Genomic DNA, 16,296 nt, shown 5'->3' with positions numbered 1-16,296 from the left:
CTCAGCCGAAGAAGTTCCGGACGTGGTGCAGGCCGTCGATCAGCGCGTCGACCTCACCCGGCGTCGAGTACAGGTAGAACGACGCCCGCGTGGTCGCCGGAACGCCGTACCGCAGGCAGACCGGCCGCGCGCAGTGGTGGCCCACCCGCACCGCGATGCCCTGCTCGTCCAGCACCTGGCCGACGTCGTGCGGGTGGATGTCACCCAGCACGAAGGAGATCGCCGCACCGCGGTCCACGGCCGTGCGCGGACCGATGATCCGCAGGTCGGGGACCTCCAGCAGGCGCTCGACCGCGTACTCGGTGATCGCGTGCTCGTGCGTCGCGATCTTGTCCATGCCGATGCCCGACAGGTAGTCGATGGCCGCACCGAGACCGACCGCCTGGGCGATCGGCGGGGTGCCCGCCTCGAACTTGTGCGGCGCGGGGGCGTAGGTGGACGAGCCCATGGTGACGGTCTCGATCATCTCGCCGCCGCCGAGGAACGGCGGGAGGTCCTCCAGCAGCTCCTGGCGGCCCCAGAGGACACCGATGCCGGTCGGGCCGACCATCTTGTGGCCGGTGAAGGCGACGAAGTCGGCCTCCAGCGCCTGGACGTCCAGCACCATGTGCGGGGCTGCCTGCGAGGCGTCGATCAGCACCAGGGCGCCGACCGCCTGGGCGCGGCGCACGATCGCCTCGACCGGGTTGATGGTGCCCATCAGGTTGGAGACCAGCGTGAAGGAGACGATCTTCGTCTTCTCGGTGATCAGCTGGTCGATGTTCGACAGGTCGAGCCGGCCGTCGTCCGTGAGGCCGAACCACTTCAGCTTCGCGCCGGTGCGCTGCGAGAGCAGCTGCCACGGGACGATGTTGGAGTGGTGCTCCATCTCGGTGATGACGATCTCGGCGTCGGCGTCCACCCGGTAGGGCTCGTCCGCCCAGCCGAGCATGTTCGCGACCAGGTTGAGCGACTCCGAGGCGTTCTTGGTGAAGATCACCTCGTCCCGGCTCGGCGCGTTGATGAACGCCGCGACCTTGTCGCGGGCACCCTCGTACAGCGCCGTGGCCTCCTCGGCCAGGACGTGGACGCCGCGGTGCACATTGGCGTTGTACCGCTCGTAGTAGGCGTTCAGCGCTTCGAGCACCTGACGGGGCTTCTGCGAGGTCGCCGCGTTGTCCAGGTAGATCAGCGGCTTGCCGTCGTGCAGCACGCGCTGCAGGATCGGGAAGTCCTTACGGATCGCGTCGGTGTCCAGGAGCCCGGCGAGTGCCGAGCCGGGATGCGTGGTCACTCGGAAGCGCCGCCCTTCACGTAAGACTCGTAGCCCTCGTTCTCCAGCTTGTCGGCGAGCTCTGCACCGCCGGACTCGACGATGCGGCCGGCCGCGAAGACGTGGACGTAGTCGGGCTTGATGTACCGCAGGATGCGGGTGTAGTGGGTCACCAGCAGGGTGCCCACCTCGCCGGTGGAGCGGGTCCGGTTGATGCCCTCGGAGACCACGCGCAGCGCGTCGACGTCCAGGCCCGAGTCGGTCTCGTCGAGGATCGCGATCTTCGGCTTGAGCAGCTCCAGCTGCAGGATCTCGTGGCGCTTCTTCTCACCGCCGGAGAAGCCCTCGTTGACGTTGCGCTCGGCGAAGGCCGGGTCCATCTGGAGGGCCGCCATGGCCTCCTTGACCTCCTTCACCCACAGCCGCAGCTTGGGGGCCTCGCCGCGCACGGCCGTGGCCGCGGTGCGCAGGAAGTTGGAGACCGACACGCCGGGGACCTCGACCGGGTACTGCATGGCCAGGAAGACACCGGCCCGGGCGCGCTCGTCGACGGACATCGCCAGGACGTCCTCGCCGTCCAGCAGCACCGAGCCGCCGGTGACGTTGTACTTCGGGTGCCCGGCCAGCGAGTAGGCGAGGGTCGACTTGCCCGAGCCGTTGGGGCCCATGATCGCGTGGGTCTCGCCCTGCTTCACGGTGAGGTCGACGCCGCGCAGGATCTCGCGCGGGCCGCCCTCGGCCTCGACGGAGACGTGCAGGTCACGGATTTCAAGGGTTGCCATGGGGACTCAGGACTCCTGGTTGACGGAGACGAGCACATCGTCCCCTTCGATCTTTACGGGGTAGACAGGGACCGGCTTGGTGGCCGGCAGACCGGAGGGCTTGCCGGAGCGCAGGTCGAAGCTGGAGCCGTGCAGCCAGCACTCGATCATGCAGTCCTCGACCTCGCCCTCGGAGAGCGACACGTTCGCGTGCGAGCAGATGTCGTTGATCGCGAACACGCCCTCGTCCGTACGGACGATCGCCACCGGCAGGCCGTTGAGCTCCACGCGCTTGGGGACGTCCTCCGCCAGGTCGCTCAGCGCGCAGGCACGCAGGAAACTCATCAGACGTTCGCTTCCAGCTCTGCCTCGATCTTCTCCATGAGGTGGTCGTGCAGCTCGGGGACGCCGATCTGCTGGACCAGCTCGGCGAAGAAGCCGCGGACCACCAGGCGGCGGGCCTCCTCCTGCGGAATGCCGCGCGCCTGCAGGTAGAACAGCTGCTCGTCGTCGAAGCGGCCGGTCGCCGAGGCGTGGCCGGCGCCGACGATCTCGCCGGTCTCGATCTCCAGGTTCGGGATCGAATCGACCCGGGCGCCGTCGGTGAGCACCAGGTTGCGGTTGTGCTCGTAGGTGTCGGTGCCCTCGGCGGCGGCGCGGATCAGCACGTCGCCGACCCAGACCGCGTGCGCGTCCTGACCCTGGAGGGCGCCCTTGTAGACCACGTTGGAGCGGCAGTGCGGGGTGTCGTGGTCGATGACCAGACGGTGCTCCAGGTGCTGGCCGGCGTCCGCGAAGTAGAGGCCGAACAGCTCGGCCTCACCGCCGGGGGCGGCGTAGGTGACGCGCGGGTGGATCCGGACCACGTCGCCGCCGAAGGTGACGACCACGGACTTGAGCGAGGCGTCCCGGCCGACCAGCGCGGTCTGCTGGACGACGTGCACCGCGTCCCGGTCCCAGTCCTGCACGGAGACGAAGGTCAGCTTGGCGCCGTCACCGACGAGCAGCTCGACATTGGCGGCGCGGGTGCCGGTACCGGTGTGGTTGATCACCACGACGGCCTCGGCGAACGCCTTGACGTCGATCACCACGTGGGCGAAGCGGACGCCGCCCTCGCCGTGCACGTCGATCTTCACCGGCTCGGTGAGCACCGTCTCCTTGGGGACGGTGACGACCAGCGCCTGCTCGAACGCGCTGTACGCCTGCGCGGCGACCCGGTCGACCGGCTTGCCGGCCTTGCCCAGGCGCTCGTCGTCGCGGCCGACCCGCTCGGCGGTCACGCCCGCCGGCAGGCCGAACTCGACCTTGTCCTCGCCGCGCGCGCTCTCGGCGGCGGTGCCGTCGTGCAGACCGGCGAGGCGGTGCAGCGGGGTGAACCGCCAGTCCTCCTCGCGGCCGGTGGGCACCGGGAAGTCGTTCACGTCGTACGAGGGCTTGACCGCGACGCGGGCGTCGATCGGCTGCCGGACCGTGGCCCGGCCCGTGCCGGGGCCGGCCAGCTGCGCACCTGCGCCGGCCGTGCCGACCTCGATCGAACCGGCGGTGGTCGAGCCGGTGGGGGTGTTGACGTCAGCCATGGCTGTCGTAGTGCTCTCTTCCTGAAAGGTCTGGACTGGACTGCGTGCGGCCGGCGTCAGCCGACGGAGCCCTCCATCTGCAGCTCGATCAGCCGGTTGAGCTCCAGCGCGTACTCCATCGGGAGCTCACGGGCGATCGGCTCGACGAAGCCGCGCACGATCATCGCCATCGCCTCGAACTCCGTCATACCCCGGCTCATCAGGTAGAAGAGCTGGTCCTCGCTGACCTTGGAGACCGTCGCCTCGTGGCCCATCGACACGTCGTCCTCGCGGACGTCCACGTAGGGGTAGGTGTCCGAGCGGGAGATGGTGTCCACCAGCAGCGCGTCGCAGAGCACGTTGGACTTGGCGCCCTTGGAGCCCTCGCCGATCTCGATCAGACCGCGGTAGCTGGTGCGGCCGCCGCCTCGTGCCACCGACTTGGAGACGATGTTGGAGGAGGTGTTCGGAGCCATGTGCACCATCTTGGCGCCGGCGTCCTGGTGCTGGCCCTCGCCGGCGAAGGCGATCGAGAGCGTCTCGCCCTTGGCGTGCTCGCCCATCAGGTAGACGGCCGGGTACTTCATCGTCACCTTGGAGCCGATGTTGCCGTCGACCCACTCCATGGTCGCGCCCTCATAGGCCACGGCCCGCTTGGTGACCAGGTTGTAGACGTTGTTCGACCAGTTCTGGATCGTCGTGTAGCGGCAGCGGCCGCCCTTCTTGACGATGATCTCGACCACGGCGCTGTGCAGCGAGTCCGAGGAGTAGATCGGGGCGGTGCAGCCCTCGACGTAGTGGACGTAGGCGTCCTCGTCGACGATGATCAGCGTCCGCTCGAACTGGCCCATGTTCTCGGTGTTGATCCGGAAGTAGGCCTGCAGCGGGATGTCCACGTGGACACCCTTGGGCACGTAGATGAACGAGCCACCGGACCACACGGCCGTGTTCAGCGAGGCGAACTTGTTGTCGCCGACCGGGATGACGGTGCCGAAGTACTCCTTGAAGAGCTCCGGGTGCTCCTTGAGCGCGGTGTCCGTGTCCAGGAAGATCACGCCCTGCTGCTCCAGGTCCTCGCGGATCTGGTGGTACACGACCTCGGACTCGTACTGCGCGGCGACACCGGCGACCAGGCGCTGCTTCTCCGCCTCCGGGATGCCGAGCTTGTCGTACGTCGCCTTGATGTCGGCGGGCAGGTCCTCCCAGGACTCGGCCTGCTTCTCGGTCGAGCGCACGAAGTACTTGATGTTGTCGAAGTCGATGCCCGTGAGGTCCGAGCCCCAGGTCGGCATGGGCTTCTTGCCGAAGAGCTTGAGGCCCTTGAGACGCAGGTTCAGCATCCACTCGGACTCGGACTTCTTCGCCGAGATGTCGCGCACGACATCCTCGCTCAGGCCGCGCTTGGCCACCGAGCCGGCGGCGTCGGGGTCGGACCAGCCGTACTCGTAGGTGCCCAGACCTTCGAGCTCCGGGTGCGAAACGATGTCAGTCATACGAGGTTCCTCCGCGCGGACGCAGGTTCCGGATCAGTGGTTGGCGTACCGGCAGTCGGCACGGCATCGGGCGTCTGCTGCGCAGACGACGATGCGGCACCGGATGCCGGCACATAGGTGGTGCAGACCCCGTCGCCGTGGGCGATGGTGGCCAGCCGTTGCACATGGGTGCCCAGGAGCTGGGAGAAGACCTCGGTCTCCGCCTCGCAGAGCTGCGGGAACTGCTCGGCGATGTGCGCGACCGGGCAGTGGTGCTGGCAGAGCTGGGCGCCGGCCGGGGCCGCCTTGGAGGCCACGGCGGACGGCACACGCCGCACCGTCGCAGCGTACCCGTCGGCACTGAGGGCCTGCGCAAGCGCCTCCGTGCGCTCACCGGCCGCGGCCTGCTCCAGGGTGGAGAGGTAACGCTCGCCCTGCTTGCCGAAGCGGGCCCGGGCGAAGGCGGCGACCGCCTCCTCGCCCGCCTTGCCGCCGCCCACCGCGTCGGAGATCCAGCGCAGGGCGTCGGCGGCGAGCTGGTCGTACGCCTGGTAGAAGGCGTCCCGGCCGGATTCGGTGAGGGCGAAGACCTTGGCGGGGCGACCCCGGCCGCGGCTGCCGTAAACCCGCTGCTCGCGGGACTCGACCAGGCCCGACGCGGCTAGGCCGTCCAGGTGACGGCGGACCGCCGCGGCCGTCAGGCCGAGCCGGTTCGCCAGGTCGGCGGCGGAGGACGGGCCGTGGTCCAGGATCGAACGGGCGACCCGGTCACGCGTCGCCCGGTGCCCGTCCAGCAGCACCTCGGCCGCCGTCTCGGGCACGGCACAGCCGGGGGCCGACTCGGCCTCCTGCATGTCCCGACGCTCCCGCACGTTTTTCACAACACCAGTGTTGCGTAATTACTTCCGGCAGGACAAGCCGTGACCCACGCAACATTCGTAACCTCAATCACGCAGGTAAGCCTTACCTGACCTGCGGAAACGATCACTCGCGCACCGCCGGGAGGGTCCGCGCCCCGTTCCGGGCGCCCCCGGCACCCCTCCCGCCACACCCCGGCGGCGGCCGGACGGCGCCCGCCGGCACCCCTCCCGACCCCCGCCCCGCGCCCGGGATCCGCCCACGCCTCTCCTAAACTCACCGCTATGCACGCAGAACCCGCAGTCGAGATCGCCGGGCTGGTCAAGCGCTACGGCGACAAGACCGCGGTGGACTCGCTCGACCTCACCATCCGGCGGGCCTCGGTCACCGCCGTCCTGGGCCCCAACGGGGCCGGCAAGACCACCACCGTCGAGACCTGCGAGGGCTACCGCCGCCCCGACGCCGGCACCGTCCGGGTGCTCGGCCTCGACCCCGTGACGCAGGGCGCGCGGCTGCGCCCCCGGATCGGGGTGATGCTCCAGTCCGGCGGCGTGTACGCGGGCGCACGCGCCGTCGAGATGCTCCAGCACACCGCCCGGCTGCACGCGCACCCGCTGGACGTCCCCGAGCTCGTCGAGCGGCTCGGCCTCGGCTCCTGCGGCCGCACCACCTACCGCCGCCTCTCCGGCGGCCAGCAGCAGCGCCTCGCCCTGGCGATGGCCGTGGTCGGCCGCCCCGAGCTGGTCTTCCTGGACGAGCCGACCGCGGGCCTGGACCCGCAGGCCCGCCGCGCCACCTGGGACCTCGTCCGGGACCTGCGCCGGGACGGCGTCACCGTCGTCCTGACCACCCACCACATGGACGAGGCCGAGCAGCTCGCCGACGACGTCGCCATCGTCGACCGGGGCCGGGTCATCGCCGCCGGCACCCCCGATGAGCTCTGCCGCGGCGGCGCCGAGAGCAGTCTGCACTTCGACGGCCCCGCCGGCCTCGACCTCGCCCCGTTGCTCAAGGCCCTCCCGGACGGCTGCACCGCGCTGGAGCCCGCCCCCGGCAGCTACCGCGTCGAGGCACCCGCGGTCGACCCGCAGCTGCTGGCCGCGGTGACCGGCTGGTGCGCCGCCGCCGGCATCCTCCCCGAGCGCCTGAGCGTGCAGCGGCGCAGCCTCGAAGACGTCTTCCTCGACCTGACCGGACGGGACCTGCGCTCATGACCACCTACACGCCGGACCCCGGCGCGGCGCCCGTCGGCCGCATGCTGCTGGCCCAGACCGCCTTCGAGACCAGGATGCTGCTGCGCAACGGCGAGCAGCTGCTGCTCACGGTCGTCATCCCGACCGTCCTGCTGGTGCTCTTCAGCGCCGTCGACATCGTCGCGGTGGACGGCCCCGGCAAGCGGGTGGACTTCCTCGCCCCCGGGCTGCTCGCCCTCGCCGTGATGTCCACGGCCTTCACCGGTCAGGCCATCGCCACCGGCTTCGAGCGCCGCTACGGCGTGCTCAAGCGACTCGGTGCCAGCCCGCTGCCGCGCTGGGCCCTGCTCACCGCCAAGACCGGCTGCGTGCTGGTGACGGAGGCCCTCCAGGTCGCCCTGCTGTCGGTGATCGCCCTGGCGCTCGGCTGGTCCCCGCACGGGCTCGCCACACCGCAGGGGGCGCTGTCCGTCGCCGCGCTGCTCGTGCTGGGCACCGCCGCCTTCTCCGGGCTCGGCCTGCTGATGGCCGGCACCCTGCGCGCGGAGGCCACCCTCGCCGCGGCCAACCTGGTCTTCGTCCTGCTGCTGCTGGCCGGCGGCGTGATCGTCCCGCTGAGCAGGTTCCCCGCCGGCGTACGCGCCGTGCTGGAGCTGCTGCCCATCAACGCGCTCTCCGACGGGCTGCGCTCGGTGCTCCAGCACGGCGCCGGCGTGCCCTGGTCCGACCTCGGCGTCCTCGCCGTCTGGGCGGCCCTGGCCCTGGCCGCCGCGGCCCGCTTCTTCCGCTGGGAGTAAGGGGCGGCCGGGCGGACCCCGGACGCGCCACGGCCCGGCCCCCACTCGGTGGGGGCCGGGCCGTGGCGCGTCGGCTACCTGATCGATCGGCTACCCGGTCAGTGGCGGCCGGCCGCACGGCGGCGGCGGGCGAGCAGGAGCAGACCGCCGCCGACCACGACCACGCCGGCGCCGGCCGCCGCGACGATCGGGGTGGCGTCATTGCCACCGGTCTGGGCGAGCGCCGGGGAGTTCGGGCTGGGCACCGTGCTGACCGGCGCGGTGACCGCCGGAGCCGCGGTGGTGGTGGCCGGGCTGCTGGGCGGGGCCGGGGTCGAGGTGCTCACGGTCGGGGCGGCGGTGGCCTTGGTCGTCGTGGGCGCCGCCGTGGTCGGCGCGGGGGTGGTGGGTGCCGAGGTGGTCACCGTCGGCGTGGGGGTCGGGGTGCTGGTCTTGGTGGCGGTCGGGGACGGGGACGGGGTCTGGCAGACCTCTATGGTCTTGGTCTCCGTCTTGTTCCAGTCGGGGTTCTTTGGGTCCTCGGTCGTGGTGACCACCAGGGTCGCCTTGACCGGCGCGGAGTGCGCCGCCACCGGGAACGTCTCGTGGTACGCGCCGCCGAACTGGTGCTGGTCGAGCACCTTCTTGCCGTCGACGGTGAGGCTGACCACGTTCTTCGTACCGTGGTCGTCCTTGTAGTTCTTCAGATCGATGACGATCTTGTCGCAGGTCACCTGCCAGGTCGGGGTGTGCGCCGAAGCGCTGGTCGCCAGCACACCCGGCACCAGAACGGCAACGCCCGTGACCACGGCGAGCGCCGCGCCGAGTGTCCGCACCTGTCGCGCCATTTCGCTCTTCCCTCCGAACGGTCTTTCGCGGCAGGACGTTTGGCCGAACCAGGGACGCCCCGCTACGCCTTGCGGGGGGACTCTACCGGCACTCCCGCACCTCGCTACCCCCCCGTTCGGCCTGATCCGTCCTGTCCGCCAGACCCCCGGAGGCGGCCCAGCGGCGCGCCGTACCCACCCACCAGGACAACGGGACGCGGGCCCGGTCCGGTTCAGCTTGAATTGATCATGCCAGAACGGACCGGCCGCAGGTGCCCGATTCGACCGGAACGGACCGGTGGACGTACGGAAACCGACGTAGTCGACCGATCCGGCGAGCACGGACGACCGGCGCCCCGCCCGGCCCAGGCACCGACCCGCCCCCGCCCGAAGATCGCCTACCACGCAACCTAGGATGAAGCGGTGCGTACCCCCTCCTCCCTGCTCGCCGAACGCTGGCACCCGTCCGCCGTGGTCGTCCGACGCGCCGCGCTCGCCGCGCTGGTGATGAGCGTGGTGATCGTGGTCACCGGCGGCGCCGTCCGGCTCACCGCCTCCGGCCTCGGCTGCACCACCTGGCCCCGCTGCACCGGCGAGAGCATCGCGCCGACGCCCGAGATGGGCATCCACGGCGTCATCGAGTTCACCAACCGGATGCTCACCTACGTGCTGAGCGCCGCGGTCGGCTGGGCGATCCTGGCCGCCCGCTGCCACCGCCCCTGGCGACGCAGCCTCACCAAGCTGGGCTGGGCGCAGTTCTGGCTGGTGATCAGCAACGCCGTGCTCGGCGGCATCACCGTGCTCACCGGCCTCAACCCGTACACCGTGGCGCTGCACCTGATCGCGGCGATGGCGCTGGTCTGGGTCGCCCTGCTGCTCTGGGAGCGCTCGAAGGAGGGTGACGGCCCGCCGCAGCCGGCCGTGGCCCGGCCGATCGTCCAACTCTCCCACGTCCTGGTCACGGTGATCGGCCTGCTGGTCGCCGCCGGCACGCTGGTGACGGGCGCCGGGCACCACCCCGGGACGCCCAAGGACAACAAGATCGTCCCGCGGATCCCGCTGGACTACGACCGGCTCGCCCAGGTCCACGCGGACCTGGCGTTCGTCTCGGTCGGACTGGTCATCGCGGTGATCTTCGTCTTCGCCGCGGTCAAGGCCCCGCCGGCCGCCCGGGCCAGGACCCGCGAGCTGTTCGTCGTCCTGCTGCTCCAGGGGGTGCTGGGCTTCGTCCAGTACTTCACCGACGTCCCGGAGATCCTGGTCGGCCTGCACATGCTGGGCGCCACGCTGACCTGGATCGCCGCGCTGCGCATCCCCCTCGCCCTGCGGGTACGCGAGCCCGCCGAGCCCACCGCCGGGGTGCCGGCACCGGCCGCGCAGGGCGAGGCGGCGGGGCGGACCGAACAGGCCGCGCCGACCGAACAGGCCGCCGGCGTCTGACCCGCACCGCGCCCACGCACGACGGCCCGGCTCCCCCGCGAGGAGAGCCGGGCCGCTGCCGTTCAGCCGCCGGGGGCGGCGCTCAGCCGCCGATCTGGATCCCGGCCATCCGCTTCCACTCGTACGGGCCGGTACGCACCCGCAGTGCCAGCTCGCCCTCGAAGGAGTCGTGCAGCTTGAGGCCGGCCAGCTCGGCGGCCCGCCGGCCGACGGCGTACGTCGGGGCGACCTGGTCGCCCCAGGAGCCGTCCGCGCCGACCAGGACGATCCGGGTGGCCGTCCGGCCGACGTACTCGACGACGGCGTCGGCGCTGCCGCCGTGCTGGGCGGCGAAGCCGGTGAGGTTCTTGGCGATGCGCTTGGCGCGGCGCTCGGCGCGGGCGTCCGGCGCGGCGGGGGTGGCGGTGTCTGCGCTGCTCATGCCCGCATGCTACCCATCGGTAGCCGCACTGGCGACGGCAGCGGCGTGTGCGGCGGACCACACGGCGCCGATCTACCCTGGCGTGGTGACCTTCCAAGGCTGGCCCGCCGAGGCGCTGGAGTTCTACGAGCGCCTGGAGACCGACAACTCGAAGACGTTCTGGCAGGCCCACCAGGGCCGGTACGAGGACGCCGTCCGCGCGCCGATGACCGCCCTGCTGGAGAAGCTGGAGCCGGAGTTCGGGCCGGGGAAGATCTTCCGCCCCAACCGCGACATCCGCTTCAGCGCCGACAAGACGCCCTACAAGACGCACATCGGCGCCGTCCTGGACTCCGGCGGCTACATCCAGCTCTCCGCCGACGGGCTGGCCTGCGGCAACGGCCTTTACCACCCGGCGGCGGACCAGCTCGCGCGCTACCGCGCCGCGGTGGCCGAGGACATCGGCGGCGCGGAACTGGAACGCCTGGTCGCCGAGGTGCGCCGGGCCGGCCCGCAGGTGGTCGGCCGGGACCCGCTGAAGACCGCACCGCGCGGCTACCCCAGGGACCATCCACGGATCGAGCTGCTCCGCTACCGGGGCCTGATCGCCTGGCAGGAGTGGGAGCCCGCACCGTGGCTGGGCACCGCTCAGGCGTACCGGCGGATCACCGGCTTCCTGCACGCCTCCCGGCCGCTGAAGGACTGGCTGGACGAGCGCGTCGGCCCCAGCGAGCTGCCGCCGCGCTGAGCGGCCCGGGCGCCACCCGGGCGGGCCCCGCCGCACCCCGGCGAACACGAACGCCCCCGCCGCCCGGACCGGGCGGCGGGGGCGTCGGCGGCTCTCGGAGCACGGCGCGGGGTGGTCAGCCGATGAACGGATCCACCGCGATCACCACGAAGAGCAGCGTCAGGTAGGTGATCGACCAGTGGAACAGCCGCATCTCCTTCAGCTTGGCGCCCACCACACCCGACTTGGCGCGGGCGTGCAGGCCGTGCGCCTCCTTCAGCCAGGCGGCGCCCAGCACGAGGGCCGAGACGGGGTACAGCCAGCTGGTGTGCGCCAGCGGCCACAGGGCCAGCGAGACGGCGACCATGACCCAGGAGTAGGCGACGATCTGCCGCGCCACCGCCAGGTTGCCCTTGATCACCGGCAGCATCGGCACACCGGCCTTGGCGTAGTCCTCGCGGACCTTCATCGACAGCGGCCAGTAGTGCGGCGGCGTCCAGAAGAAGATGACCAGGAAGAGCACCAGCGCCGACCAGGACACCGAGTTGGTGACGGCCGCCCAGCCGACGAACACCGGCATGCAGCCGGCGATCCCGCCCCAGACGATGTTCTGCGCGGTGCGCCGCTTCAGCCCGAGCGTGTAGACGAAGACGTAGAACAGCAGCGCGGTCAGCGCGAGCGCCGACGCCAGCGGGTTGACGAGCAGGCCCAGCCAGATCGTCGAGCCGACCGCCAGCGAGATGCCGAAGACCAGCGCCTCGCGCGGCGAGACCATGCCGGTCACCAGCGGCCTGCGCTCGGTGCGCGACATCACCGCGTCGATGTCGCGGTCGATGTACATGTTGAGGGCGTTGGCACCGCCGGCCGAGAGGTAGCCGCCGATGACGACCTCCAGCACCAGCAACGGATCCGGCACCCCGCGCTGCGCCAGGAACATCACCGGCACGGTGGTGATCAGCAGCAGCTCGATGATCCGAGGCTTGGTCAGTGCGATGAATGCCCCGACGCGGGCCCCGAACGGCCGGTGCGCAGGCGTCGCCCCGGTGACCCCGGCCGGGCGGGTTTCGACGGCGGTCACTAACACCCCAACTGAAGATGAATCTTCGCAGGCGTCCAGCGGGACCATAGGTGCCGAATCGTCCGCTCTGCGCGTACCACGCCACCTTAGACGCTCCATATCTCCCCACCGGCTTCGGGGTCCCCCGGCGAGGCGTAACGCACACCCCTGGGTGAACCGACAAAGCTGACCTGGGACAACCCCGCTCCCCCGTCCTGACCACCGGAGGGGCAGATGCGGTCAATGCGGGAGAGGGTGGGACAAAAGTCCCACCCTTCTCATCGTGGGAATCACCATACGAATATCCCGGTTCCATCAGCACGGAGGGTGAGCCCCGGCCCGGGCGGTAGGCTCGCACAGAGAAGCGGGATCTACCCTCCGTGACCGGCACCACCCAAGCGTCAGGTCCACACCGCCGTGGCCGACCCGGTCCCCTTCACGGGGTCACTCTTCAATACGGAAGGAGCCCTGAGACAGGGTGAGCACGACGCCGACGAACGCATTCGAGTGGACCGAGCTGGACGAGCGCACGGTCGACACGGCCCGCGTCCTGGCCATGGACGCAGTACAGAAGGTCGGCAACGGACACCCCGGGACGGCCATGTCGCTGGCCCCCGCGGCGTACCTGATCTTCCAGCGCTTCCTGCGCCACGACCCGACGGCCCCGTCCTGGGTGGGGCGCGACCGCTTCGTCCTCTCCCCCGGGCACACCAGCCTGACCCTCTACACCCAGCTCTTCCTGTCCGGCTACGGCCTGGAGCTGGACGACCTCAAGTCCTTCCGGGTCGCCGGCAGCCGCACCCCGGGCCACCCGGAGCACGGCCACACCGCGGGGGTCGAGACCACCACCGGGCCGCTCGGCCAGGGCATCGGCAACGCGGTGGGCATGGCGATGGCCGCCCGCTACGAGCGCGGCCTGTTCGACCCCGAGGCCCCGGCCGGCGAGAGCCCGTTCGACCACACCATCTGGGCCATCGTCTCCGACGGCGACCTGGAGGAGGGCATCTCCGCCGAGGCGTCCTCGCTGGCCGGCCACCAGAAGCTGGGCAACCTGGTCGCGCTGTACGACGACAACCACATCTCGATCGAGGGCGACACCGCGACCGCCTTCTCCGAGGACGTGCTGGGGCGCTACGAGGCGTACGGCTGGCACGTCCAGCGGGTCGCGCCCAAGTCCAACGGCGACATCGACGTGGCCGCGCTCGCCGAGGCCCTGGAGGCCGCGAAGGCCGAGACCGGCCGCCCGTCCATGATCGCTATGCGCACGATCATCGCCTGGCCGGCCCCGGACGCCCAGAACACCGCCAAGGCACACGGCTCGGCGCTCGGCGCGGCCGAGATCGCCGCGACCAAGAAGGTGCTCGGCTTCGACCCCGAGAAGACCTTCGAGGTCAGCGACAAGGTCCTCGCCCACGCCCGTGAGGTCATCAAGCGCGGCAAGGCCGCCCACGCCACGTGGGAGCAGGACCTCGCCGCCTGGCGCTCGGCCAACCCGCACCGCGCCGAGCAGTTCGACCGGATCCAGACCGGCGAGCTGCCCGAGGGCTGGAAGAAGCACCTGCCCGCGTTCCCGGCCGGCAAGGACGTCGCCACCCGCAAGGCGAGCGGCGAGACCCTCAAGGCGCTCGGCGCGGTGATCCCGGAGCTGTGGGGCGGCTCGGCCGACCTCGCGGAGTCCAACCTCACCACGATCGACGAGGACAGCTCCTTCCTCCCCGCGGGCAACCCGCTGAAGTCCGCGAGCCCGTACGGTCGCACCATCCACTTCGGCATCCGCGAGCACGCCATGGGCTCGGTCATGAACGGCATCGCGCTGCACGGCCGGACCCGGGTCTTCGGCGGCACCTTCCTGGTGTTCGCCGACTACATGCGCCCCGCCGTGCGCCTGGCCGCGCTGATGAAGCTGCCGGTCACCTACGTCTGGACGCACGACTCGATCGGCCTCGGCGAGGACGGCCCGACCCACCAGCCGGTCGAGCACCTGGCCGCGCTGCGGGCCATCCCGGGCCTGGCGATGGTCCGCCCGGCCGACGCCAACGAGACGGCGGTCGCCTGGCGCACCGTCCTGGAGCGGCAGAGCACCCACCCCGGCCCGGTCGGCCTGGCGCTCACCCGCCAGAACGTCCCGACCTTCGACCGCGAGGTCTTCGGCTCCGCCGAGGGCACCGCCAAGGGCGGGTACGTCCTGGCCGAGGCGTCCAACGGCGCCCCGCAGGTGGTCCTGATCGGCACCGGCTCCGAGGTCCAGCTGGCCGTCGCGGCCCGCGAGGCCCTGGAGGCCGAGGGCATCGCCGCCCGCGTGGTCTCGATGCCCTCCGTCGAGTGGTTCAACGAGCAGGACCAGGCCTACCGCGACCACGTCCTGCCGCCGACCGTCAAGGCCCGCGTCTCGGTCGAGGCCGGCATCGCGCAGGGCTGGCGCGAGCTGGTCGGCGACCACGGCGCGATCGTCAGCCTGGAGCACTTCGGTGCCTCGGCCGACTACCAGGTGCTGTTCCAGGAGTTCGGCATCACCACCGAGGCCGTGGTGCACGCCGCCCACAAGTCGCTGCGCTCGCTGGAAGCCGTGAACCGCTAGTACCCCTGCCCGTGAGCCGAAGGACGCGCCGATGCCGAGAGTGACGAGCGACCAGCGCCGCAGGAGCGCCGGAGCGAGGACCGTCGGCACCGGATCCGGGCGTCCGGAGGCGAGCAGGCAGTAACGCTCGCGAGCCGCGTGCCCGCCCGCACAGCGGGCACGCGGCCCGTCTGACGACCCCACAGACAGACGAAGAAGACGAACGAAGAGGACTGAGCACCATGACTGACGCACTGAAGCGCCTCAGCGACGAAGGCGTGGCGATCTGGCTGGACGACCTCAGCCGCAAGCGGCTGAACACCGGCAACCTGGCCGAGCTGGTGCAGAACAAGCACGTGGTGGGCGTCACCACCAACCCGACCATCTTCCAGAAGGCCATCGCCGGCAGCGGCGACTCCTCCTACGACGGCCAGCTGCGCGACCTCGCGGTCCGCAAGGTCACCACGGAGGAGGCGGTCCGGATGATCACGACCTCCGACGTGCGCGACGCCGCCGACGTGCTCCGCCCCGTCTACGACGCCAGCAACGGCCGTGACGGCCGGGTCTCGATCGAGGTCGACCCCCGCCTCGCGCACCACACCGCCCCCACCGTCGCCGAGGCCAAGCAGCTGTGGTGGCTGGTGGACCGCCCGAACGTGTTCATCAAGATCCCCGCGACCAAGGCCGGCCTGCCCGCCATCACCGAGGTCATCGGCAAGGGCATCAGCGTCAACGTCACGCTGATCTTCTCGCTGGAGCGCTACCGCGCCGTCATGGACGCCTTCCTGGCCGGCCTGGAGCAGGCCAAGGCCAAGGGCCTGGACCTCTCCCAGATCGAGTCCGTCGCCTCCTTCTTCGTCTCCCGCGTGGACACCGAGATCGACAAGCGCCTGGACAAGGTCGGCGGCGACGCCAAGCAGCTGCGCTCCAAGGCCGGCGTGGCCAACGCCCGCCTCGCCTACCAGGCGTACGAGGAGGTGTTCGGCTCCGCCGACGGCCGCACCGCGCCCTCCGAGCGCTGGAAGGCCCTGGAGGCCGCCGGCGCCAACCCGCAGCGCGCGCTGTGGGCCTCCACCGGCGTGAAGGACCCGGCCCTGCCGGACACCCTCTACGTCACCGAGCTGGCCGCCCCGGGCACCGTCAACACCATGCCCGAGGCCACCCTGGAGGCCACCGCCGACCACGGCGTCGTCACCGGTGACACCATCACCGGCAACTACGCCGACGCCAAGGCCGTGATGGACGCGATCGCCGCCGCCGGCGTCGACTACGACGACGTGGTCCAGGTGCTCGAGGACGAGGGCGTCGAGAAGTTCGAGCAGTCGTGGAACGAGCTGCTCGACACCGTCACCGCCTCGCTGGCCGCCTTCGCCGCCGAGAAGTGACTCCTGCTCACACCAGCGCACTGAAAGCGGAGCCA

15 protein-coding genes are annotated in these 16,296 nt (G+C 71.2%); 6 read left to right on the top strand and 9 right to left on the bottom strand.

Annotated elements, in window-relative coordinates:
- Window position 1 precedes the first annotated feature (1 nt).
- The 6 genes from ACIBH3_RS11545 to ACIBH3_RS11520 are packed head-to-tail and all read right to left on the bottom strand — an operon-like array spanning window position 2 to window position 5,895.
- Window positions 2–1,273, bottom strand: coding sequence for a cysteine desulfurase (locus tag ACIBH3_RS11545; RefSeq protein WP_396311725.1), 1,272 nt, complete (start codon window positions 1,271–1,273; stop codon window positions 2–4).
- Entirely contained in the window at window positions 1,270–2,034 is a 765-nt protein-coding gene (sufC, locus tag ACIBH3_RS11540; protein WP_396311724.1) for a Fe-S cluster assembly ATPase SufC, read from the bottom strand. The genes ACIBH3_RS11545 and sufC overlap by 4 nt, the downstream gene beginning before the upstream one ends.
- 6 nt (window positions 2,035–2,040) lie before the next feature.
- Window positions 2,041–2,358, bottom strand: a complete 318-nt coding sequence (locus tag ACIBH3_RS11535) for a non-heme iron oxygenase ferredoxin subunit (protein WP_396311723.1) — start codon at window positions 2,356–2,358, stop codon at window positions 2,041–2,043.
- On the bottom strand, window positions 2,358–3,590 hold the full coding sequence (gene sufD / locus ACIBH3_RS11530; RefSeq protein WP_396311722.1) for a Fe-S cluster assembly protein SufD: 1,233 nt from the start codon (window positions 3,588–3,590) through the stop codon (window positions 2,358–2,360). The genes ACIBH3_RS11535 and sufD overlap by 1 nt, the downstream gene beginning before the upstream one ends.
- 56 nt (window positions 3,591–3,646) lie before the next feature.
- On the bottom strand, window positions 3,647–5,062 hold the full coding sequence (gene sufB, locus ACIBH3_RS11525) for a Fe-S cluster assembly protein SufB (RefSeq protein WP_396311721.1): 1,416 nt from the start codon (window positions 5,060–5,062) through the stop codon (window positions 3,647–3,649).
- Window positions 5,059–5,895, bottom strand: coding sequence for a helix-turn-helix transcriptional regulator (locus tag ACIBH3_RS11520; protein WP_396311720.1), 837 nt, complete (start codon window positions 5,893–5,895; stop codon window positions 5,059–5,061). Before ACIBH3_RS11520 ends, sufB begins: the two co-directional genes overlap by 4 nt.
- A gap of 288 nt (window positions 5,896–6,183) precedes the next feature.
- On the opposite strand from ACIBH3_RS11520, the gene ACIBH3_RS11515 reads away from it, so the two are divergent.
- Together ACIBH3_RS11515 and ACIBH3_RS11510 are read left to right on the top strand one after the other, a co-directional pair.
- A complete protein-coding gene (locus ACIBH3_RS11515; RefSeq protein ID WP_396311719.1) occupies window positions 6,184–7,113 on the top strand; it encodes an ABC transporter ATP-binding protein in 930 nt (309 codons plus the stop codon).
- The gene (locus tag ACIBH3_RS11510; protein WP_396311718.1) at window positions 7,110–7,889 is read left to right on the top strand and encodes an ABC transporter permease; all 780 of its coding nucleotides are present in this window, start codon (window positions 7,110–7,112) and stop codon (window positions 7,887–7,889) included. Before ACIBH3_RS11515 ends, ACIBH3_RS11510 begins: the two co-directional genes overlap by 4 nt.
- A 98-nt stretch (window positions 7,890–7,987) precedes the next feature.
- On the opposite strand, the gene ACIBH3_RS11505 is transcribed toward ACIBH3_RS11510, so the two are convergent.
- A complete protein-coding gene (locus ACIBH3_RS11505; RefSeq protein WP_396311717.1) occupies window positions 7,988–8,716 on the bottom strand; it encodes an LAETG motif-containing sortase-dependent surface protein in 729 nt (242 codons plus the stop codon).
- Window positions 8,717–9,118: 402 nt separating this feature from the next.
- On the opposite strand from ACIBH3_RS11505, the gene ACIBH3_RS11500 reads away from it, so the two are divergent.
- On the top strand, window positions 9,119–10,135 hold the full coding sequence (locus ACIBH3_RS11500) for a heme A synthase (protein WP_396311716.1): 1,017 nt from the start codon (window positions 9,119–9,121) through the stop codon (window positions 10,133–10,135).
- A gap of 82 nt (window positions 10,136–10,217) precedes the next feature.
- Here the strand turns inward: ACIBH3_RS11500 and ACIBH3_RS11495 are convergent, their stop codons facing one another.
- Window positions 10,218–10,556, bottom strand: a complete 339-nt coding sequence (locus ACIBH3_RS11495; RefSeq protein ID WP_396311715.1) for a hypothetical protein — start codon at window positions 10,554–10,556, stop codon at window positions 10,218–10,220.
- A gap of 85 nt (window positions 10,557–10,641) precedes the next feature.
- Here ACIBH3_RS11495 and ACIBH3_RS11490 point away from each other — a divergent pair, with 85 nt between their 5' ends.
- Window positions 10,642–11,283 (top strand): DUF2461 domain-containing protein, encoded by a 642-nt coding sequence (locus tag ACIBH3_RS11490; RefSeq protein ID WP_396311714.1) that lies wholly within the window; start codon window positions 10,642–10,644, stop codon window positions 11,281–11,283.
- Window positions 11,284–11,398: 115 nt separating this feature from the next.
- On the opposite strand, the gene ACIBH3_RS11485 is transcribed toward ACIBH3_RS11490, so the two are convergent.
- The gene (locus ACIBH3_RS11485; protein WP_396311713.1) at window positions 11,399–12,340 is read right to left on the bottom strand and encodes a heme o synthase; all 942 of its coding nucleotides are present in this window, start codon (window positions 12,338–12,340) and stop codon (window positions 11,399–11,401) included.
- Between the two features lie 457 nt (window positions 12,341–12,797).
- Here ACIBH3_RS11485 and tkt point away from each other — a divergent pair, with 457 nt between their 5' ends.
- Together tkt and tal are read left to right on the top strand one after the other, a co-directional pair.
- Window positions 12,798–14,897, top strand: a complete 2,100-nt coding sequence (gene tkt, locus ACIBH3_RS11480) for a transketolase (RefSeq protein WP_396311712.1) — start codon at window positions 12,798–12,800, stop codon at window positions 14,895–14,897.
- A 221-nt stretch (window positions 14,898–15,118) separates the two neighbouring features.
- Window positions 15,119–16,261, top strand: coding sequence for a transaldolase (gene tal / locus ACIBH3_RS11475; protein WP_396311711.1), 1,143 nt, complete (start codon window positions 15,119–15,121; stop codon window positions 16,259–16,261).
- Window positions 16,262–16,296 lie beyond the last annotated feature (35 nt).

This window comes from Kitasatospora sp. NPDC050543 (assembly GCF_044457565.1).
Lineage (GTDB): Bacteria > Actinomycetota > Actinomycetes > Streptomycetales > Streptomycetaceae > Kitasatospora.
The sequence above is the reverse complement of the archived record's forward strand: the minus strand, read 5'-3'. Positions and strand labels throughout refer to the sequence as shown.